The following is a 19,928-nucleotide window of genomic DNA, read 5'->3' as shown; positions in this document are numbered from 1 at the left end:
CTTAACTCCTAAAACTTAGGTTGCTTATCAATGGATTTAGCCGCGGCATCCTGCGCACTGATTTGCCCCATCGCCACCAGACGTTGCAGACATTGATCCATGGTTTGCATACCATGGGCCTGCCCGGTTTGGATCACTGAATACATTTGCGGCACTTTGTCTTCACGGATCAGGTTACGTATAGCCGGAATACCCAGCATGATTTCATGCGCGGCAATACGACCGCCACCAATACGTTTGAGCAGGGTCTGCGAAATCACCGCCCGTAAAGATTCTGACAACATGGAACGCACCATGGCTTTTTCTTCAGCAGGAAATACGTCAATAATCCGGTCGATGGTTTTGGGGGCAGAGTTAGTATGCAAGGTGCCAAACACCAGGTGGCCGGTTTCCGCCGCCGAAATCGCCAGACGAATGGTTTCCAGGTCACGCAGCTCCCCCACCAGAATCACATCCGGGTCCTCACGCAGGGCACTTCGCAGGGCATTATTAAAACTGTGCGTGTCGCGATGCACTTCCCGTTGGTTTATCAGACTCATCTTGTTTTCATGCACAAACTCGATGGGATCCTCAATGGTCAGGATGTGTTCACGCTTGTTGGTATTAATATGGTCAATCATGGCAGCCAGCGTGGTACTTTTACCCGAACCGGTTGCCCCGGTGACCAATACTATCCCTGTCGGCTGATTAATGATTTCTTTAAATATCTGCGGCGCGCCTAACTGATCAAGCGTCAGTACGTCACTGGGAATAGTACGCAGCACGGCTGCGGCCCCGCGGTTCTGAATAAAGGCATTCACCCGAAACCTCGACAGCCCCTTCACTTCAAAGGAAAAGTCAGTTTCCAGATTTTCCTCGTATTCCTTGCGCTGTTTATCATTCATGATTTCATACACCAACGCATGCACCTGTTTATGATCGAGCTCTGGCACATTCAGGCGACGCATTTCGCCGTCCACCCGGATGATGGGCGGTAAACCGGCGGACAAATGCAGGTCCGAGGCCTTATTCTTGACACTAAAGGCTAAAAGTTCGGTAATATCCACAGCCTACTCCGTCTGTTAACTGTTTGAAAAGCCAAGGTGTACCATAGAAACCTGGTATGTTCGGTATGCCCTGGCATAACCTTATGTCGTTGACCCGATACAATCACAAGATCCACTCATGAAAACCATAGCAGAACGACTACAAAGCGCATTGGAAAGCATAGCTCAGCACTGCACTGCGCTGAATAAATCACCACAGCAGGTGGCCTTGCTGGCGGTAAGCAAAACTAAACCCGTTGAGGCGATTGAGCAGGCTTATGCTGCCGGACAACGCTTGTTTGGTGAGAATTATGTACAGGAAGGGATAGAAAAAATCCACTCTCTGCAACACCTTAACGATATTCAGTGGCATTTTATCGGCCCTCTGCAATCAAATAAAAGCAAAGCCGTTGCCGAGCATTTTGATTGGGTTCAGTCGGTTGACAGACTAAAAATAGCCCAGCGCTTAAGCGCACAGCGTCCGCCTCAAAAAGCGCCGCTACAAGTGCTGCTGCAAATAAATATCAGTGGCGAGGACAGCAAGTCTGGCGTCACAGACAATGCTGAGTTGCTGGCCCTGGCAGAAGAGGTCAATGCCTTACCCAATCTGACCCTGCGAGGCTTGATGGCCATTCCGGCACCGCAACAGAATGAAGAGGCACAACGTCTGGTGTTTAATCAGTTACATCAACTGTTTGAGTTACTCAGAGCTCGTTACCCTCAGGTGGATACCTTGTCCATGGGCATGTCAGGGGATATGCAGGCAGCCATTCAGGCCGGTTCGACTATGGTAAGATTAGGCACGGCCATATTTGGGGAAAGACAAAAAAATACCTAAAGATCTGGCCAACCGCTGTAAAACACATGATAAAGGTGTCGGAATACATTTCGACCCACAACGGGAGAAACATGCAACACAGAAAAATTACTTTTGTCGGTGCTGGCAATATGAGCCGCAGTATTATCAGTGGTATGGTTAAAAGCGGCTATCCGGCTGAACTGATTACCGCCAGCAATCCATCCATGCCAAAGCTGGAGGCATTGCAGCGCGATTTTGCCATACAAATCACTCAGGATAACCTGCAGGCAGTGGCCAATGCCGAAGTCGTGGTACTGGCAGTGAAACCACAGTTAATGGCCCAAGTGGGTGAACAACTGCAACAAACCAATTTGGACGGTAAATTATTTATCTCAATTGCCGCCGGGCTGCCGGTCAGCAGATTGCAGGCTATGCTCGGCGGACAATATCCACTGGTGCGCACCATGCCCAATACCCCAAGTGCATTGGGGCTGGGAATGACAGGCTTGTATGCCAATAGTCAGGTAAATGCGCCAGACCGTACTTTTGCCGGGGATTTACTCGGCCAGGTAGGTAAAACCGCCTGGGTGGAAAAAGAATCCATGCTGGATGCCGTCACCGCCGCCGCAGGCAGTAGTCCGGCCTATTTTTTCTTATTTTTAGAAGCCATGCAGGATACAGCCATGCAGATGGGATTTGACAAAGATACCGCGCGCTTGTTGGTAGAGCAGGCGATGCTGGGCGCGGCACACATGGTTTGTCACAATTCAGATCTTGAGTTATCCACCTTGCGCGCCCAGGTTACCTCCAAAGGCGGCACGACGGCAGCGGCCATCGAGCAGTTTGAGCAACAGGGGCTACGCGAGCTGGTTAACAACGCCATGCAAGCCGCGGTCAACCGTGCTGGTGAAATGAGTAAGGTTTTTTAATTTGTACTTTAGGGAAGCACCATGAGTTCCATGCATTTTCTGATTGGCACCTTGTTTGACCTCTATCTGATGGTCGTTATCCTGCGCTTGTGGCTGCAATTAGCCCGCGCTGATTTTTACAATCCATTCAGCCAGTTTGTGGTTAAGGCTACCCATCCGATGGTGGGGCCGATGCGCCGGGTTCTGCCTTCCTTGGGTAATCTGGATACTGCCACGCTGGTATTAGCCCTGCTGGTAGCCTTTGCTAAGCTAACGGTGCTGAACTTTGTCTTAGGTGGCGCAAGCTGGCAGATGTTTAATCCCATCGCCGTATTGCTTTACTCACTGGCCGTGTTAGTCAGCCAAACCTTGTCGTTAATTTTCTGGATCCTGATTATTCGCGCCATTCTCAGTTGGTTTAGCCAGGGGCGTAACCCTATGGAGTTAGTGCTTTATCAACTGACTGAACCTTTACTGGCACCTATCCGGCGTATTTTACCGCCCATGGGCGGGCTGGATCTGTCGGTACTGGTAGCCATTATTGCGATTCAGTTTTTAACCTATCTGCTGCGAGATTTGGGCCTGGCCTGAAGATGAATTGCGGCACCTCAAGGGTGCCGCCAGACAAGTTCAACACGATGCAGAATAGCTCGGGTACTATACTTATCACACCGCCAACAAGGTGAGTAACATCATGAAATTACTGAAAACGCTCTGCTTTGCCTGGCTGCTTGGCGCATTGACGCCGGCACAGGCCGAACAGATGAAACAACTTGGAGACTGGGATGTGCATTACATTGCCCTGACCAGCAGTTTTCTTACCCCGGAAGTAGCACGTGCCTACGGTATTCAGCGCAGTAAATACAGCGCCCTGGTCAATATCTCGGTCCTGGACAGCGCCACAAAAGAAGCGCAAAAGGTATTGGTAACCGGTTCAGCAACCGACCTGATGGGCCGCGCCAAGCCTTTGGAATTTAAGGAAATCAACGAAGGCAAGGCCATCTACTATATAGCGACCATGGGGTTTCGCTATGAAGAGGATATGCGTTTCGAAATCAACATTTCTAACGGCAACCAGCGGCAAACGTTGCGATTTAATCAGAAGCTCTACGCCGAATAGCCTTGTCTCAGATGAACGTAGTTGATATCCAAAGGGTTAAGGGGCTGATTAGCCCCTTATTGTTCAGAAGGTATAACTAAACGCCGCCAGGAATTGCAAATCGCCGTCTCGTCCCACGATGGGCGAGTCTTTAATTTCGCTATCGTACTTTGTATATTCCAGATTGCTGAACACTTGCCAGTTTTTATCAATCTGATACATCAGCGTTAACGAGGCGTAAGGATTTAGTGCAGAGTCGGCTTCATAAGCACCAAAATACGGGCTTTCCCCGCTATCCACTCCGTAATAATAATCCACCACCTTGGCATCAGCATACACCACACCGATTTCGGGGATCAGCATTAAACCTTTTGCCAGTGCATAATGTTGGCTAATTCCCCAGCTCAGGCTGTAGCCACTGGCATTGCCGGTAACATCATGGCCTGCAGACAAGGTACTGGTGGCAAAGCCCAAATCGGCTTCAAGCTCAAAGCCAGCCATTACAGAAAATTTACGTTCCTTGAGGCTTTTCATGCTCTGCCAGTCAGCATCATCCGGATCAAAAAAATCAAAGCCGGGGCTGATATAGGCCTTCAGTGCCAGCGTCTCATTTTCATACAAATCATAGGTGGCGGATACACCGCTAAAATGAAAGTCTTCCCCTTCATAACTTACCAGGGGGACCACCAGAAAATCCCGGGATTCCCCCAAATAGGGGGAAGTAGCAGTAATAGCCCCCAGGCCCAGCCCCCACTTGCCTTCTGCCTGGGCATGTCCGGCCGCAGCCAGTGCCACACATAAACAAATCGTCCGTAGTTGCATTCTGTTCTCCTGTTTTTTCAAGCCTGAATCTTAGCAACCCAATCAAGACAGAAGTGTTAAGAACTGTATTAAAGTTGTTGCCAGCTTTTATACAGAGAAAGTCAGCGATCCGATCTATTGTTCATCACGAATAAAGGTGAGTTCCCGCGGGGAGGATTGAGATGAGTCAAAACGGTAGCCCCCCAGGTCAAAGTCTTTTAGCTGTTCCAGTTCCGTCAACCTGTTGGTCAGAATGAAGCGTGCCATCATGCCTCTGGCTTTCTTGGCGAAGAAGCTGATGACCTTGTATTGGCCGTTTTTCTTATCTTTAAAAGTCGGGGTAACAATCATTCCATCCAGTGTTTTAGGCTTAACTGCCTTGAAGTACTCATTAGAGGCCAGGTTCACGAGAACATTATCCCCCTGTTCACTTAGCGCCTGATTTAATCCGCTGGTAATACGTTCACCCCAGAATTGATAAAGATCTTTGCCCCTTGGGTTTGCCAGCTTGGTGCCCATCTCCAGGCGGTAAGGCTGCATCAAATCCAAAGGCCTGAGCAAACCATACAGCCCGGACAGAATGCGCAAATGCTGCTGGGCATAGTTCAGGTCAGCTTCGCTCAGGTTGGCGGCTTCAAGGCCGGTGTACACGTCGCCATTAAAGGCCAGCACGGCCTGCTTAGCATTATGCTGGTTAAATGGCAGGGACCAGTTGTGATAGCGCTCAACATTCAGATGCGCAAGCTTGTCACTGATATGCATCAAACTACCAACCTGGGCTGGCGACAGATCCCGGCAGACCTGAATAAGGGCTTCAGCCTGGTCAAGCATCATAGGTTGGCTATAGGCCTGGATATGGGCCTGAGTGTCATAATCGAGATTTTTGGCGGGGGACAATACAATCAGCATAACAAGATTCGAAACAGCAAAAAGGCCGTTACTATACCAGCCCGTTTTTAAGGTTCAATGCAGGACTCAGGGACGGATTGTTTTTTGCAAAGTTTTACAAAATAACCACATGCCCACCTATCAAATGTCTTTCTTGCTGTTTACTATCCTGCCAAATCAACACTAAGGATATAACACTATGAAAAAGGGACTGATTTTACTTAGTCTATGCTTTGCCCCTACTGCCTTTGCCAACGATGTGAACTTTTCATTGGGTGCGGGATACCCCTATTTCGTTGTACCGGAAGTATCCTGGTCAAACACCGATAATCAACGATGGTACGCCAAGTACAACTTAGGGCTGGACGATGGCTTCTCGGTAGGCTTTGAATATGCGCTGGACCCAAACCAGCAGCACAGTATCGGCCTGCTGGCCGGCGCGGTGGGTGTGCGGGACATAGATGATTGCGATAAAGATGACGGTTTGAGTGGTCTGGCCTGTGCAATCGGCAGCATCTTCGATGAACACTCAATTCAGGGGGCCGCTCTGTCATACAGCTACAGCGTCAATGGTTTAAACCAGTCAGGCTGGCGGTTCCGCCTGGACGCCGGTTATGGCCGGGTGTCGGCTGACGATAACAATTATGCCGGCGGCAACGCCACCATCAGCTATCAATTTTAAATGCTGAGCATCACGTATTTTTAAGCCCTGATGTGCGTGCTGGGGACCCTGCTGCCGCTGGCAGCAGTCTGGCCCTGGTTAAGCCAGCAGGGGCTGTCCATTTACCCGCGTTTTTTACCTCTCTCAACTGTGTTTGCCGGCCCGGAAACGTTACACTTAGCAGCAACCTTAGTTGCTAACGCAAGTCACTATGTACTCCGGGCTTATCACAAAAGTCACGGTTTCAGTCATAATTCGTAATAGAGACAACAGCGAAATTGTTGTAAATTTACGAAATTAACTTTCATAAAAGAGGATCACATGGCAAATCAACTGGAATCTTTAAAGAAAATTACCACTGTGGTCGCAGATACGGGCGACATCGAAGCCATTCGCAAGTATCACCCCGTTGATGCCACAACCAATCCGTCCCTGCTGCTCAAAGCGGCATCTTTGCCCCACTATCAGGAACTGATTGAAAAGTCTGTTGCGTGGGCCAAGCAACAGTCCAATGATCCAACGCAGCAGATTATTGATGCAGGCGACAAACTGGCGGTGCGTATCGGCAGGGAAATTCTGGATATTATTCCCGGCCGCATCTCCACCGAAGTGGATGCGCGTTTGTCTTTCGATACACAGGCGACTATTGAAAAGGCCCATCGGCTGATTGACCTTTACAAACAGGTTGGGGTGGAAAAAGAGCGCATCCTGATTAAGATTGCCTCCACCTGGGAGGGCATTCGTGCAGCAGAGCAACTGGAAAAAGAGGGAATTAACTGCAATCTGACCCTTTTGTTCAGTTTTGCCCAGGCCCGCGCCTGTGCCGAAGCGGGTGTGTTCCTGATTTCACCTTTTGTGGGCCGCATACTGGACTGGTACAAAGCCAATACCGATAAAAAAGACTACGCCCCTGCTGAAGATCCCGGTGTACAGTCTGTTACGCAGATTTATCAATACTACAAAGAACATGGTTATAACACCGTAGTGATGGGCGCCAGCTTCCGTAATACCGGTGAAATCACCGAACTGGCCGGTTGCGACCGCTTAACCATCAGCCCGGACTTACTGGAACAACTTGCCCAAAGCGACGCTCCACTGGAAGTCAAATTGCAGGATAACGGGCAGAGCAAACAACCAGGTGAACGCCTCGGCGAAGCCGACTTCCGCTGGCAGATGAATGAAGACGCTATGGCGACAGAAAAGCTGGCACAAGGCATTCGTAGTTTCGCCGCCGACCAGGTAAAACTGGAAACCATGCTCAAAGCGTTTTTCTAACACATTCCACCGAACAAGCGCCCGCCCAATGCGGGCGCTGGTGTTTTAAGATTCAGGCCAACCAAGGTAATTGGCGGCCAGTACAACAATGGAGAGAAGATGACCAGCCTGACCCAAACCAGCCAATGGCAACACCTGCAATCCCTTGCACAAAGCCTGGACGGCCAGCATATGCGCGACTGGTTCAAGCAGGATACGAACCGGGCCGCACGTTACAACGCCAAGGCGTGCGGTATTGAGTTAGATTACTCTAAGAACCTAATCAATGACGAGATCCTGAAGGCTTTGTTTAGCCTCGCACAAGCGCGTCAGGTTAGTACCAAACGTGACGCCATGTTTGCCGGTGATATCATCAACCACACAGAAGGACGTGCAGTACTGCATACCGCGCTGCGAAATTTTTCCGGCTCGCCGGTTATGGTAGACGGCCAGGATGTGATGCCCGAGGTATTGGCTACGCAGGATAAAATCCAGCGCTTTGTGAAACAAATTCACAGCGGCGAACACAAAGGCTACACCGGCAAAGCCATCAAGCATATTGTCAGTATTGGTATTGGTGGGTCCTTCCTCGGCCCGAAAATTATGTTTGAGGCCTTAAAGCCCTATTGGCATCAAGGCATTAAGCTACATTTTGTCGCCAACGTAGACGGCTGTCATATCCAGGATGTGCTGGCAAATCTTGACCATGAAGACACCCTGATAGTGATGTCGTCCAAGTCCTTTACTACCCAGGAAACCCTGCAAAATACCCTGACCGCCAAGGCCTGGTTCCTGAATGCCGGCGGCAGCCAACAGGATATTGCCAAACACTTTATTTGTGTGTCGTCCAATATTAAAGCCGCAGTAGACTTTGGTATGGATGAAAATAATATTTTCCCCATGTGGGATTGGGTAGGCGGCCGTTATTCACTGTGGTCGGCCATAGGACTGCCTATTGCACTGGGCCTGGGCTATGAGAATTACCGGCAGTTGCTGGAAGGCGCATTTGCCATGGACCAGCACTTTAACGAGGCACCACCAGAGCAAAACTTACCCATGCTGATGGCGCTACTGGGGGTGTGGTACGCTAATTTCTTTGCTGCGCAAAGCCATGTGCTGCTGCCCTATTATCATTACCTGCGGGGTTTCCCTGCCTATGTGCAGCAGCTGGATATGGAAAGCAACGGCAAGTCTGTGGCAGGTGATGCTGAGCAGGTCAATTATGCCACTGGCCCGGTTATCTGGGGCAGCGAAGGCACCAACGGCCAGCACTCTTTCCATCAGCTGATTCACCAGGGGCAGGTGTTGATCCCGGCAGATTTTATGCTACCACTGCATGTGCCGAATCAGGATGACACCCATCATGCGATGCTGGCATCCAACTGTTTCGGTCAAACCCAGGCACTGATGCAAGGAAAAACCTATGAAGAAGCTTATGCTGAGCTGGAAGGCAAAGGACTTAGCGAACAAAAACGTCATTCGCTGGCCAGCCACAAAACCATGCCCGGCAACAAACCCAGCAATACCCTGCTGTTTCAACAGTTGGATCCAAAAACCTTAGGTTCGCTGGTGGCGTTGTACGAGCATAAAGTTTTTGTACAAGGAGCCATCTGGGGGGTGAACTCTTTTGACCAATGGGGCGTGGAGCTCGGCAAGGTTTTGGGCAACAACATTCTGGCCAAGCTTACCGACAGCAGCGCCGCGCTGGACTTCGATGCCTCAACCAACGCATTGATTAGTCGTTTCCGTGAGGCTAACCCAAACTAGCCAGTACACAATCACAGGGCGGAAATTTCCGCCCTTTTTTATGGGCTACCGCTATTATTTGTGCCGCAACTGGAGCCATTATTGCATAGTTGGGTTGACCAGGCTTGCAACATAACAAGGAGCGAAGGCAATGATTCGGGTACTGTTTAATCAAAAAGGTGGGGTAGGAAAATCCAGTATTGCGGTGAATCTGGCGGCTATTTCCGCCGCTCAGGGTCTGAAAACCCTGGTCATCGACCTGGATACTCAATGTAACGCCAGCCAGTATCTCAATGCCGAGCAGCCAAAGGACAACATTGCCGACTTATTTGAACAATTTATCACCTTTCATTTGCACCGCCGTCCAGCCACCGAGTTTTGCCACGCCACCGCCTTTACCAATTTGGACCTGCTACCCGGCTCTGCGCGACTGGCCAATATTGAAAGTGAACTGCACAGTCGGCATAAAATTTTTAAGCTCAAAGAATCACTTGCCAATCTTACCGGGCATTATCAACGCATTTACATCGACACGGCGCCCGCACTGAACTTCTACAGCCTCTCCGCGCTGATTGGTGCGCAGCGCTGTCTTATTCCCATCGATTGCGACGATTTCTCGCGTCAGGGTTTGTACAATCTGTGCCAGCGCATTGAAGAAATCCGTGAAGACCACAATCCCGATTTGCAGATTGAAGGGGTGATTGCCAACCAATATATGGCTAACGCCAAACTGCCCAATCAGATCATCCGTGATTTGCAGCAGGAACAGTTGCCGGTTCTGCCCGTGTACTTAGGCCAATCGGTTAAAATGCGCGAGTCACATCAGGCCAGACAGCCGCTTATCCATCTGTCTCCCCGGCACAAGCTCAGCCAGTCTCTGTTGTCTTTGCATAACTTACTCGAAGGCCAGGTTGACTAACTCATCTGGGGCGCCGCCAGACAGGTCACCGGCTAAGAGACTTTTCTGGGTAGCACCAGCCTGAACTCTGTGCCCTGTCCTGGCGAGGATTCCACCGACATCTTGCCCTTCAGTTTGGCAGTCGCCAGATTATAAGAAATAGACAATCCCAAGCCTGAACCTCCCTGACCACGCTTAGTGGTGTAGAACGGCTCAAAGATGCGTCTTTTTATCTCTGCAGGCATACCTGAGCCGTTGTCGCGAAACAATAATTCAACCTTGTCACTGTTATTAGGTTTCAATTGAATACAAATTTGATTGTCAGCGTCCTGCTCAAATGCATGGTGGGCAGCATTGTTCACCAGATTTGTCAGAATCTGGGCCAGTGCACCGGGATAGCTGTACATGGAGATTGCGACCGGATTAAGCAATTCGAAGTGAATCTTTTTGCTTTTCAGAATGGGCAATAAGCTGGACATTACGACTTGAATGTAATCGCCCAGTTCAAACTCGGTCAGGGCCAGATTATGCTGATCTACTGCAGTTTTTTTAAAATTCTGCACCAGTTCCGCCGCTCTGGCCAGATTATGGTTAATCAGATTCAGCGAGTCATCCATATTTTCCAGCGTGCTATTCAGCAGACTACGAGTTAGTTGATTATCTTGTACGGCAGCTTTTAGTTCACCTAATACCAACTGACAATGGCTGGCGGCGGTCACGGCAATGCCAAGGGGAGTATTGACCTCATGCGCCACACCGGCCACCAGACTTCCCAAACTGGCCATTTTTTCGTTTTCCACCAATTGTTGCTGAGCCATTTTAAGGCTGTCCAGCGTTTGCTCCAGACTGGCGGTACGCTTTTGCACCAGAGCTTCCAGCGACTCGTTGGACACTTCCAGTTGTCTGGCATATTCATTACGTTCCTTGGCTGATATCGCTCGCCCCACCATATCAGCCAGAACCCCGGCAAAGGTTTTTTCATCCGCTGTCCAGACTTTCGCCGCACCAATATGCTCGCAGCACACAATCCCTACCACACGCCCGCGGTGGCGTATGGGTAGGTCCAACATAGATGTAATTCCCAAAGGCTTTAAATAAGATTCGGCGAACTCTTTGGTGGCCGGATGACTCAGGGCATTGTCCGCAGAAATACGCCGCTCTTCGTCCAGGGCGGCAAAGTAATCAGGGTATTGCTGACGAGTTAATAAGATATCTTCCAGGCGGCTTTGATGGTGCAAATCAATCAGCAGGGAACATCGGATACCGTCCAGCGCATCATCACGCATCCAGATCCCTGCCCGCTTGATATTCAGCCCTTTAAGCAATGACTGCAAAATCATTTCTTCGGCCTCGCGCATATCCCCCATATCAATGCGGTCGGACTTGGATACCTCCAAAAGCAGATTTTCCAGTGTGGCCAGCATGCAAATCCCTGGGGTTTGGCAACAGCCGGAAGCTGAAGCAATAGCTTTTTGCTAATCCTAGTTCAGTTAGGCGAGATTGGTAAGTTTCTTGCGTTAGCCATTTGGACGTTTTTTCAACATATTCAAGGAGCTGCGCAGTGTCATAAAAATTTCAAAATATGTTAATAAAAAGTAACGAAAGGTGTTCTAGTTTATCAGAGGTTGTGATATACCCTATCTCGCGGTAACTAAAAAAGGAGATCTCCAGTGGATCAGTCTGATTTGATGTCTATGCTCGACTTAGAGTCCCGTCCCGCCAAGAACAAAAGCAAGAAACGCAAGTGGAGAGAGATCGAAGCCATTCAGGATCAGTATCGGTTACGCCGGGAACTGGCTGAATTGGACCTGTATCTGGATGAAGAACTGAACGAATCCGAGATCTAAAAAGTAAAGCCCTGCTATGCAGGGCTTTTTGCTTTTATACGGGCCATTGACACTGGCAGGTTTGGCGTAGGGCAATCACATTGTCCGCGTTATACTTGCCAGTTAATGGGGCTTTGTCCTTGCTGCTGCAACAACAGGTTGGCCTGGGAAAAATGCCCACAGCCGAAAAAACCACGATGTGCAGATAAGGGACTGGGGTGCGGTGCCATCAGCACATGATGACGCTGTCTGTCGATAATGGCGCCCTTTTTTTGTGCATGACTGCCCCATAACAGGAAGATCAGCCCGTCCCGGTGCTGATTCAACTGTGCGATGACCATATCGGTAAAACGTTCCCAACCAATTTTGGCATGAGAATGCGCTTGCCCCTGCTGCACTGTCAGCACAGTGTTTAATAGCAGTACACCTTGCTCAGCCCAGCTCTGCAAAAATCCGTGTTCAGGACGTTGGAAGCCGGATATATCCTGCTCCAGTTCCTTAAACATATTAAGCAATGATGGCGGCGGCGCAATACCCGGCTGAACCGAGAAACACAGGCCATGAGCCTGGCCAGGACCGTGATAAGGATCCTGGCCCAGAATCACCACCTTGACCTGGTCAAAGGGGGTAAGCTTAAAGGCATTAAATACATCAGCCTGCGGCGGATAAATGGTTTTGCCCGCCTGCCGCTCAGCTTTTACATAGGCCAGGATCTGCTTAAAGTAGTCCTGCTGCTTTTCCTGACCCAGTACTTCCTGCCAACTTGTCACTTACCCACCAATTCAAACAGCGTGGCTTTAAGTTGTTGATAATCGTTGGCCAGGGTCAGCGACAGCCCTTCCTTACCAGCACATTCAGCCAGTTCCTGCGGCAAACTGATAGGCTGCCCCAACACATTTTCCACCGTATCACGGAATTTGGCAGGGTGAGCGGTGCCCAGGAAAATACCGGTTTGCCCCGGCTCAAGATGACGCTTCAAGGCTTTGTATGCTACCGCCGCGTGCGGTTCGCTCACATAGCCCAACTGCGCCAACTGACGCATGGCCACCTGAGTGTATTCCTCATCAATGGCATCGGATTGCAATATTCCCCTATCCAGATAACCCTGCTCAAATAAGGCTTCGATACGCGGCCAGTTATTGGGCTGGCTGACATCCATGGCATTAGACAAGGTTGCCACAGTGGGCTTTGGTTGCCATTGACCACTGCGCAAATAACGCGGCACGGTGTCATTCAGATTAGTAGATGCCACAAAGCCCTGGATCGGTAACCCCAGTACCTTGGCAAACATGCCGGCCGTCAGGTTGCCGAAATTACCTGATGGTACCGACACCACCAGGTTTTCGCGATTTTGCAGTTGTGCCACCGCCTCAAAGTAGTAGCAAATCTGCGCCAGCAAGCGACTGATATTGATGGAGTTGGCAGAATTCAGATGTAAGCCGGTTCTGGCCTGTTCGTCATCAAAGGTGGTTTTAACCAGTTGCTGACACTGGTCAAAATCCCCTTCGATGGCGATGGTGTGAATATTGCCGCCCAGCGTGGTGAAGAGTTTTTCCTGTAGCAGGCTGATTTTGCCCTTGGGATAGAGGATCACCACCTGGATATCATCCAGGCCATAGAAAGCATGAGCCACCGCCGCTCCGGTATCGCCGGATGTGGCAGTCAGTATGGTAATCTTTTCGCCCTTGGCCAGCTCGGACAGACACTGGGCCATAAAACGGCCACCGAAGTCTTTAAAGGCCAGAGTGGGGCCATGAAACAACTCCAGACAATAGACATTGTCTTCCACCTCGGCCAGCGGTGCCGGAAAGTTAAAGGCATTGGTGACCAGCTCGGCCAGACGGGCCTTAGGAATCTCATCGCCAATCAGACGATGCAGAATTTCGCTGCTGCGCTCAGCCAGCGGCATCGCCAGCAGTGCATCGATATCATCAAAGGTGGGTAGCTCGGCAGGAAAAAACAATCCCTGGTTCTTGCCCAGCCCTTGTTTTACTGCCTGACTGAAACTCACCCTTTCAGTGGTTTCCTTTAAGTTGAACAATTCCAAACTTATACCCTTGTTGCTGTTGATCCTTGCGGATCCAATTGACAAATATGACTGAATCCATCGGCATTCTGGATATAGTGTTGACTCAGCCACTGATTGATTCGCTGGGCGGCGTCCAGATTATCACAAACGGCGAATACCGTTGGACCTGAACCAGAGATGCCAAATGCCAGCGCTTGATTATCGTTGGCAAATTGTCTGGCCGCATCGAACCCTGGCAATAGCGCTTTACGATAGGGCTCGGCAATCACATCGTGCATGACGCTGGCCGCCAGCTTCCGGTCGCCACAATGTAAGGCGTGCACAAATACGCCCAGTTGCCTGCCAAAGGTCAGGGTATTTTTCAGGCTGACCTGCTGAGGCAGGATCTTACGAGCTTCCGAGGTCGACACTTTGATACCCGAGTAGCATACCACCCAGTACCATTCTTCAAATACCGGTAGTTGGACGGCTATTCGCTCTGCTTGCTCAGCCATCAGCACCAGTCCGCCCAAATAGCAGGGCGCGACATTATCATAATGCACGCTGCCGCTAATCTGGCCTTCCAGCTCACCCATCATCAACAGCATCTCATCATGATTAAACGGCTCATGGTAAAAGCTGTTCAGAGCATGCAGGGCGGCTACCACAGAACTGGCGCTTGAGCCCAGACCACTGCCGATGGGCAGATTTTTATACAGCACCATAGCACAGGGTACAAGCTCCTTTTGCCGCTCGGTCAACTTAGCAATAAAGTGCTGATGGCAGTGATACAAAATATTGTCTTTGGGATCGCTGGGCAGCTTGTGGGCAAAGCGTCCTTTAACCTGGATATCGAAGTGCTCGCTGGCAAACACTTCAACTTCATCCCCCAACAAACTGCCATCAATGGGTTTTAAGGCTGCACCCAAAAGATCAAAGCCCAGACTGACATTGCCAGTCGAAGCGGGCGCATAGGCCCGTACCATCTCACCACTCATTATTCTTGCTTCCACGGCATAGTGCGCAGTACATCGGCAAACACGCCAGCAGCAGTTACAGCCGCGCCCGCACCATAACCACGAATCACAAAGGGAATCGGCTGATAATAATGACTATGGATAGCCAGGGCATTTTCGCCGTCTTTAACCACGTACAGCGGGTGTTTGGCATCCACGGCCTGAATACCTACTTTGCACTGGCCTTTCTCAATAGTGCCCACATAACGCAGTACCTGGCCTTTGGCCTCGGCACTGGCCTGCAGTTGCCGGTATAACTCATCTAATCCCGCCAGCTTATGCAGAAATTCACTTACCGTGCCTGAAGCATCAAAATCCGCCGGTAGAATGGACTCAATCTCAATATCCGCCAACTCCAGTTGCAAACCGGATTCTCGGGCCATAATCAGCAGTTTACGCGCCACATCCATGCCACTGAGGTCGTCGCGCGGATCAGGTTCGGTATAGCCTTTATCTCTGGCAATGCGGGTAGCGTCAGACAGACTTAGCCCTTCCTCGAGCTTACCAAAAATAAAAGACAAGGAACCAGATAAAATCCCTTCAAAGCGGGTTAACTCGTCGCCGGCATAAATCAGTTTCTGCAGGTTATCAATCACCGGCAGCCCTGCCCCGACAGTGGTTTCATACAAAAACTGGCGTCTGGTTTTCTGCGCCGTGTCGCGCAGCAAATGATAAAACGCCATGTCTTTGGTGTTGGCCTTTTTATTCGGTGTGACCACATGGAAACCAGCCTGCAGCATTTCCAGGTACAAATCGGCCACATCGTCACTGGTGGTACAGTCGATAACCACCGGATTCACCAGACTGTTGTCTTGTACAAAGGCTTCTAACGCCGACAAAGAGAATGCCTGCTGACTTTGCCCCAGGCTGTCGCGCCAGCCATTTTCAAGGTCAATGCCACCTGGCTGCAGCAACAGTGTGCGACTATTGGCAATACCGTACACTTTTAAACTGATGTTACGCTCCAGCAATTGGCGCTGCTGGCGGGCGATTTGGCTTAGCAACTCTCCACCCACTGTGCCGCAGCCAATCAAAAAGGCGTCAATGGTATGGAGATTAGAGAAAAAATTCTGATGCACGACCTTCACGGCCTCCTTGGCTTTGCGGCTTTCAATCACGGCAGAAATAGAACGTTCTGAGGAGCCCTGCGCAATAGCGACAATATTGACCCTGGCTTGTGCCAGGGAACTGAAGAACTTGGCCGCCAGGCCTTTAACCCGGCGCATACCATCACCAACCAGGGTGACAATGCCCAGTTCCTGGCGCATCTCAATGGGCTCCAGCAACTGATTTTCCAGCTCCAGGCGAAACGCATCTTCGAGTAGCGCCAGCGCGCGGGCAGCGTCCTTACTGTGAATACAGAAACTGATGCTGTATTCACTGGACGACTGGGTGATCAGGCTGATGGAAATATTGGCATTAGAGATGACCTCAAAGACCCGGCTGGCCATCCCCACCATACCCTTCATGCCAGGACCTGCCACATTAAACATGGTCACATCCGACAGGTGCGAAATACCTTTGACGCTGGTCCAGACCGTGCTGGGCTCATTGCTGATCAGGGTACCTGGGGCCACAGGATTGAGGGTATTACGGATCAGACAGGGAATATGATGCTGCGCAATCGGGCCGATGGTTTTAGGGTGTAAAACCTTAGCACCGAAGTAGGATAGCTCCATGGCCTCCTGATAGGTCAGCTTATCCAGCAGCACCGCGCCTTCCACCTGGTTAGGATCGGCATTGTACACCCCGTCCACATCGGTCCAGATTTCACAACACTCGGCATCAATACAAGCCGCCAGTATGGCGCCGGAATAATCCGAACCGTTACGTCCCAGGGTGACTTTTTCGCCCTTGTCATTGGCCGCCACAAAACCCGGCATGATCAATAGCACCGAACCGTCTTTAGGGATATCGCCAAAACGGCTGCGACTTTCTGCCACATCAGCAATGCTGTCCAGATAATCCCCTTCGGCCAACACATACTGCACCGGATCAATAATCAGGTTGGTATGGCCCAGCGCAGTCATCAGCTTACTGAAAATGTTGACGCTGACATATTCGCCCAGACTCAGAATCTTGGCCGTCACCGCATCCGGACTGCAGTGAATAAGCTTGATGCCATCCAGGTTCTGATGCAACTCACTGAGCAGCTCATCAATGTAGGTAAGCAGGGTGGTGCCGTCGAAACCGCTGATATGTTCGGTCAGCTCGCGCACAATCCCGGTCAGGGTGGTGGTCAGTTTGTCAAACAGTTCCTGGTAGTCCTGTCCGGCCACTGCCATATCAACCAGAGACGACAAGGCATTGGTGACGCCCTTAGGGGCCGACAGTACCACTGCCGCGCCGGTGTCCTGGTGGGTTGGCAGCACGATATCTTTGACCATCAGATAGCGCTCGGCATCTGCGAGCGAGGATCCCCCGAATTTCATTACCTTCATTTGCTGCTCCTGGATAAAAAAAAACCCGCTTCCTGGTGGGGTCGCGGGCTTGTTGATATTCTGTTGCGCACTAGCCAGCGACCACCAGTCTTGTGGTGGTAATCATCATGGTGGTAGTGGTGCGACGAATAAATTTCATGCGTTTCAATTTGCCGTATAGACGTCTATATGTCAAGACGTAATTCCATCCAATTGCGACAGGCAGCGCCCGTAGCTTATATCGATTGGTTCTTATACCAATATCATTGAGTATTTAGGCATGGGCGCTTTGCGCTGCTGGCCGGTACAAGCCAAACCCCTGCAAAATAGCCTGCAACTTCTGGCTGTCCACGGGTTTGGCAATAAAGTCCAATGCCCCCAGCTCTCTTACTCTTTGCTGCATTTGTGGCTGTATATCGCCCGAGATTACCACTACAAAGACCTCAATGCCCAGCGCTTTAATTTGCTCCAGCACTTCGACACCGTCCATCTCCGGCATGGTTAAATCCAACAATAACAAGCCGAAGTGCTGACGCTGCAGGGCCACAATGGCTTCACGGCCATTGGCCGCAAAACTCACTTCGGCATCCCAGTCAATGGGTAACGCTCGCTGTGCCGACTTTCGTGCCAGCATGGAGTCATCGCAAATCAATACAGGAAAACCCATCTTTGTTCCGTTATTCTCGTTATCAATTCCTGATGTAACGCATACTTTGTGCGGCAGCCCCATTTATCGGAGGAACACCTATTGCCATCACCATCTGCCAGCAAAATTGCGTATCAAATCCTCAAAGGCTTTGAAAAAAGCTTTCGCTGGTACAGCCGCATTACCAGTGCCGCCCGAGAACGTTTCGAGCAGGCCGACTGGCGCGCGGTACAGACTGCGGCCCGCGAGCGCATCGCCATTTACGACCAAAGTCTGGCTGAAGTGGTCGCCGAAATTTACCAGAGTTGTCACCCACATAAGCAGGACCAGGACTTCTGGCGTTCACTTAAGCAGCACTACCTTAAACAACTTGATCATCACGGGCAATTCGAATTAGCCGAAACTTTCTTCAACTCCGTTATAGGGCGACTATTCCGCCACCAGAAAATTGATGATGACATGATGTTTGTGTTACCCAGTCGTTGCTATTTACCAGGCCAGGTAAGAGCGTCCGTTATCAACAGCTTCGATGCCCGCGGCCGCATCCGAGATACGCTGGAAGCAATACTCGACCGTTACAGCTTTCGCATTCCCTATGCCAATCTGGAGCGGGATTTGCAGCATCTGGAGCGATACCTGCGGGACAGTTTCAGTCGCGAACAGTTAGCCAGCATTAATAAAGTCGAGATATTACAAAGCGTGTTTTATCGCAATAAGGCCGCCTATCTGATTGGCCGTATGTGCACCGAGGGCAACCCCATCCCCTTCGTGATGGCGCTGATGCATAACAAACAAGGGCAGTTAGTGGTAGATACCTTGTTAACCGAGCGGCGCGACTTGAGTGTTTTATTTGGCTTTGCCCGCTCCTATTTTATGGTGGATACCCAGCACCCGGCAGAGGTAGTGGCTTTTCTGCAGGAGCTATTGCCCAACAAGAAGCATTTTGAGCTGTATATTTCCCTGGGCTATTACAAGCATGGCAAGACGGTGTTTTATCGCAACTTTTTACAACACCTTCAGCACAGCGACGATTTGTTTGAAGCGGCCCCGGGTATCAAAGGCCTGGTGATGGCGGTATTCCACCTGCCCACTTATGGGGTGGTATTTAAGGTCATCAAAGACGAATTTGCCGAAAGTAAGAAAATTACCCGCCAGCATGTTAAGGACTGTTATCGGTTGGTGAAAATGAGCGACAGGGTTGGCCGTATGGCTGACACCCACGAATATGTGAATTTTCGCCTGCCACGCACCAGGGTCAGTCAGGCGCTGCTGGACGAACTGCTGGATGTGGCCAATAGCAGTATCGAGCTCACCGACACAGAGGTGATCATCAAGCACTTGTATATCGAGCGCAAGATGACGCCATTGAACATCTATCTGGACACAGAAACCGATCCTCAAAAGGTCGCCGAGGCCATAGAAGACTTGGGCCAGTGCATTAAACAAATTGCTGCTGCCAATATTTTTCCCGGCGATATGCTGCATAAAAATTTCGGTATTACCCGTCATGGCCGGGTGATCTTCTACGATTATGATGAAGTCTGTTATATGCATCAGCGCAATTTCCGGGCCCTGCCAAAATCAGATGATCCCTACGCACTGGACACCTTATCTGTCGCCCCGGACGATGTGTTTCCCGAACAGTTTGAGCACTTTATCGTTGGTAAACGTCACCTGAAAGCGCTTCTGAAACAAAAGCATCCTGAATTGATGGATCCGGCATGGTGGCGAACCATTCAGCACGAAATGGCCGGTGGCCTGATTAAAGATGTATTGCCCTATCCCCAGCAGCAGCGCTTTAAAAGCAGATACGGTGGTAAAGAAGGTTAAACGAATTCTGTTCGAAAAACCCTCACATTTGCTGACTTTACAGCCACAAAAACCACGTCTAGGCTTTTTTTGACCTGACGGAATCCTCCCTCAGGCCAGAGGA

General features: G+C 50.4%; 19 protein-coding genes. 10 read left to right on the top strand and 9 right to left on the bottom strand.

All coding sequences use genetic code 11. The features are described from left to right. Window positions 1-8 precede the first annotated feature (8 nt). Window positions 9-1,046 (bottom strand): type IV pilus twitching motility protein PilT, encoded by a 1,038-nt coding sequence (locus ABD028_RS01450; protein WP_102797985.1) that lies wholly within the window; start codon window positions 1,044-1,046, stop codon window positions 9-11. 118 nt (window positions 1,047-1,164) lie between these two features. On the opposite strand from ABD028_RS01450, the gene ABD028_RS01445 reads away from it, so the two are divergent. The 4 genes from ABD028_RS01445 (at window position 1,165) to ABD028_RS01430 (ending at window position 3,852) form a co-directional block, all read left to right on the top strand. Further along, the gene (locus ABD028_RS01445) at window positions 1,165-1,863 is read left to right on the top strand and encodes a YggS family pyridoxal phosphate-dependent enzyme (RefSeq protein WP_343840886.1); all 699 of its coding nucleotides are present in this window, start codon (window positions 1,165-1,167) and stop codon (window positions 1,861-1,863) included. Window positions 1,864-1,934: 71 nt separating this feature from the next. Next, the gene (proC, locus tag ABD028_RS01440) at window positions 1,935-2,753 is read left to right on the top strand and encodes a pyrroline-5-carboxylate reductase (RefSeq protein ID WP_343840883.1); all 819 of its coding nucleotides are present in this window, start codon (window positions 1,935-1,937) and stop codon (window positions 2,751-2,753) included. Window positions 2,754-2,774: 21 nt separating this feature from the next. Continuing rightward, a complete protein-coding gene (locus tag ABD028_RS01435) occupies window positions 2,775-3,323 on the top strand; it encodes a YggT family protein (protein WP_343840881.1) in 549 nt (182 codons plus the stop codon). A 103-nt stretch (window positions 3,324-3,426) separates the two neighbouring features. Further along, on the top strand, window positions 3,427-3,852 hold the full coding sequence (locus ABD028_RS01430; RefSeq protein WP_343840879.1) for a DUF4426 domain-containing protein: 426 nt from the start codon (window positions 3,427-3,429) through the stop codon (window positions 3,850-3,852). Window positions 3,853-3,915: 63 nt separating this feature from the next. Here the strand turns inward: ABD028_RS01430 and ABD028_RS01425 are convergent, their stop codons facing one another. Both ABD028_RS01425 and yaaA read right to left on the bottom strand, forming a co-directional pair. Beyond that, window positions 3,916-4,653, bottom strand: coding sequence for a MipA/OmpV family protein (locus tag ABD028_RS01425; RefSeq protein WP_102797980.1), 738 nt, complete (start codon window positions 4,651-4,653; stop codon window positions 3,916-3,918). 114 nt (window positions 4,654-4,767) lie between these two features. Continuing rightward, on the bottom strand, window positions 4,768-5,541 hold the full coding sequence (gene yaaA, locus ABD028_RS01420) for a peroxide stress protein YaaA (protein WP_102797979.1): 774 nt from the start codon (window positions 5,539-5,541) through the stop codon (window positions 4,768-4,770). A gap of 178 nt (window positions 5,542-5,719) precedes the next feature. On the opposite strand from yaaA, the gene ABD028_RS01415 reads away from it, so the two are divergent. The 4 genes from ABD028_RS01415 to ABD028_RS01400 all read left to right on the top strand — a co-directional run bounded on the left by ABD028_RS01415 (window position 5,720) and on the right by ABD028_RS01400 (window position 10,100). Further along, on the top strand, window positions 5,720-6,202 hold the full coding sequence (locus ABD028_RS01415; protein WP_343840875.1) for a hypothetical protein: 483 nt from the start codon (window positions 5,720-5,722) through the stop codon (window positions 6,200-6,202). A 300-nt stretch (window positions 6,203-6,502) separates the two neighbouring features. After that, window positions 6,503-7,456 (top strand): transaldolase, encoded by a 954-nt coding sequence (tal, locus tag ABD028_RS01410; protein ID WP_343840872.1) that lies wholly within the window; start codon window positions 6,503-6,505, stop codon window positions 7,454-7,456. A gap of 99 nt (window positions 7,457-7,555) precedes the next feature. Further along, a complete protein-coding gene (gene pgi, locus ABD028_RS01405) occupies window positions 7,556-9,202 on the top strand; it encodes a glucose-6-phosphate isomerase (RefSeq protein WP_343840869.1) in 1,647 nt (548 codons plus the stop codon). Between the two features lie 130 nt (window positions 9,203-9,332). Next, complete coding sequence (locus tag ABD028_RS01400; protein ID WP_343840866.1) at window positions 9,333-10,100, top strand: ParA family protein; 768 nt, start codon at window positions 9,333-9,335, stop codon at window positions 10,098-10,100. A 32-nt stretch (window positions 10,101-10,132) separates the two neighbouring features. Here ABD028_RS01400 and ABD028_RS01395 read toward each other — a convergent pair whose 3' ends face one another. Continuing rightward, window positions 10,133-11,503, bottom strand: coding sequence for a sensor histidine kinase (locus ABD028_RS01395; RefSeq protein ID WP_343840863.1), 1,371 nt, complete (start codon window positions 11,501-11,503; stop codon window positions 10,133-10,135). Between the two features lie 246 nt (window positions 11,504-11,749). Between ABD028_RS01395 and ABD028_RS01390 the strand changes: the two genes are divergently transcribed. Then, window positions 11,750-11,926, top strand: a complete 177-nt coding sequence (locus tag ABD028_RS01390) for a DUF3545 family protein (protein ID WP_102797972.1) — start codon at window positions 11,750-11,752, stop codon at window positions 11,924-11,926. 89 nt (window positions 11,927-12,015) lie between these two features. Here ABD028_RS01390 and ung read toward each other — a convergent pair whose 3' ends face one another. The 5 genes from ung to ABD028_RS01365 all read right to left on the bottom strand — a co-directional run bounded on the left by ung (window position 12,016) and on the right by ABD028_RS01365 (window position 18,016). After that, entirely contained in the window at window positions 12,016-12,675 is a 660-nt protein-coding gene (gene ung / locus ABD028_RS01385) for a uracil-DNA glycosylase (protein WP_343840860.1), read from the bottom strand. Beyond that, on the bottom strand, window positions 12,672-13,952 hold the full coding sequence (thrC, locus tag ABD028_RS01380) for a threonine synthase (RefSeq protein WP_343840857.1): 1,281 nt from the start codon (window positions 13,950-13,952) through the stop codon (window positions 12,672-12,674). Before thrC ends, ung begins: the two co-directional genes overlap by 4 nt. Window positions 13,953-13,954: 2 nt before the next feature. Beyond that, window positions 13,955-14,911, bottom strand: coding sequence for a homoserine kinase (thrB, locus tag ABD028_RS01375; protein WP_343840854.1), 957 nt, complete (start codon window positions 14,909-14,911; stop codon window positions 13,955-13,957). Further along, window positions 14,911-17,370 (bottom strand): bifunctional aspartate kinase/homoserine dehydrogenase I, encoded by a 2,460-nt coding sequence (thrA, locus tag ABD028_RS01370; RefSeq protein ID WP_343840852.1) that lies wholly within the window; start codon window positions 17,368-17,370, stop codon window positions 14,911-14,913. The genes thrB and thrA overlap by 1 nt, the downstream gene beginning before the upstream one ends. 253 nt (window positions 17,371-17,623) lie before the next feature. Then, window positions 17,624-18,016: a response regulator gene (locus tag ABD028_RS01365; protein ID WP_343840849.1), complete on the bottom strand. Its 393-nt coding sequence runs from the start codon at window positions 18,014-18,016 to the stop codon at window positions 17,624-17,626. An 81-nt stretch (window positions 18,017-18,097) separates the two neighbouring features. On the opposite strand from ABD028_RS01365, the gene aceK reads away from it, so the two are divergent. After that, the gene (gene aceK, locus ABD028_RS01360) at window positions 18,098-19,825 is read left to right on the top strand and encodes a bifunctional isocitrate dehydrogenase kinase/phosphatase (RefSeq protein WP_343840846.1); all 1,728 of its coding nucleotides are present in this window, start codon (window positions 18,098-18,100) and stop codon (window positions 19,823-19,825) included. The last annotated feature ends 103 nt before the right edge of the window (window positions 19,826-19,928 follow it).

The sequence above is a fragment of the Bowmanella denitrificans genome, from assembly GCF_039522935.1.
GTDB classification, from domain to species: domain Bacteria; phylum Pseudomonadota; class Gammaproteobacteria; order Enterobacterales; family Alteromonadaceae; genus Bowmanella; species Bowmanella denitrificans.
The sequence above is the reverse complement of the archived record's forward strand: the minus strand, read 5'-3'. Positions and strand labels throughout refer to the sequence as shown.

Coding starts and splice junctions, on each gene's coding strand:
- ABD028_RS01445 (WP_343840886.1), top strand. CDS start 1,165: ATGAAAACCATAGCAGAACGACTACAAAGCGCATTGGAAAGCATAGCT.
- proC (WP_343840883.1), top strand. CDS start 1,935: ATGCAACACAGAAAAATTACTTTTGTCGGTGCTGGCAATATGAGCCGC.
- ABD028_RS01435 (WP_343840881.1), top strand. CDS start 2,775: ATGAGTTCCATGCATTTTCTGATTGGCACCTTGTTTGACCTCTATCTG.
- ABD028_RS01430 (WP_343840879.1), top strand. CDS start 3,427: ATGAAATTACTGAAAACGCTCTGCTTTGCCTGGCTGCTTGGCGCATTG.
- ABD028_RS01425 (WP_102797980.1), bottom strand. CDS start 4,653: ATGCAACTACGGACGATTTGTTTATGTGTGGCACTGGCTGCGGCCGGA.
- yaaA (WP_102797979.1), bottom strand. CDS start 5,541: ATGCTGATTGTATTGTCCCCCGCCAAAAATCTCGATTATGACACTCAG.
- ABD028_RS01415 (WP_343840875.1), top strand. CDS start 5,720: ATGAAAAAGGGACTGATTTTACTTAGTCTATGCTTTGCCCCTACTGCC.
- tal (WP_343840872.1), top strand. CDS start 6,503: ATGGCAAATCAACTGGAATCTTTAAAGAAAATTACCACTGTGGTCGCA.
- pgi (WP_343840869.1), top strand. CDS start 7,556: ATGACCAGCCTGACCCAAACCAGCCAATGGCAACACCTGCAATCCCTT.
- ABD028_RS01400 (WP_343840866.1), top strand. CDS start 9,333: ATGATTCGGGTACTGTTTAATCAAAAAGGTGGGGTAGGAAAATCCAGT.
- ABD028_RS01395 (WP_343840863.1), bottom strand. CDS start 11,503: ATGCTGGCCACACTGGAAAATCTGCTTTTGGAGGTATCCAAGTCCGAC.
- thrB (WP_343840854.1), bottom strand. CDS start 14,911: ATGAGTGGTGAGATGGTACGGGCCTATGCGCCCGCTTCGACTGGCAAT.
- thrA (WP_343840852.1), bottom strand. CDS start 17,370: ATGAAGGTAATGAAATTCGGGGGATCCTCGCTCGCAGATGCCGAGCGC.
- ABD028_RS01365 (WP_343840849.1), bottom strand. CDS start 18,016: ATGGGTTTTCCTGTATTGATTTGCGATGACTCCATGCTGGCACGAAAG.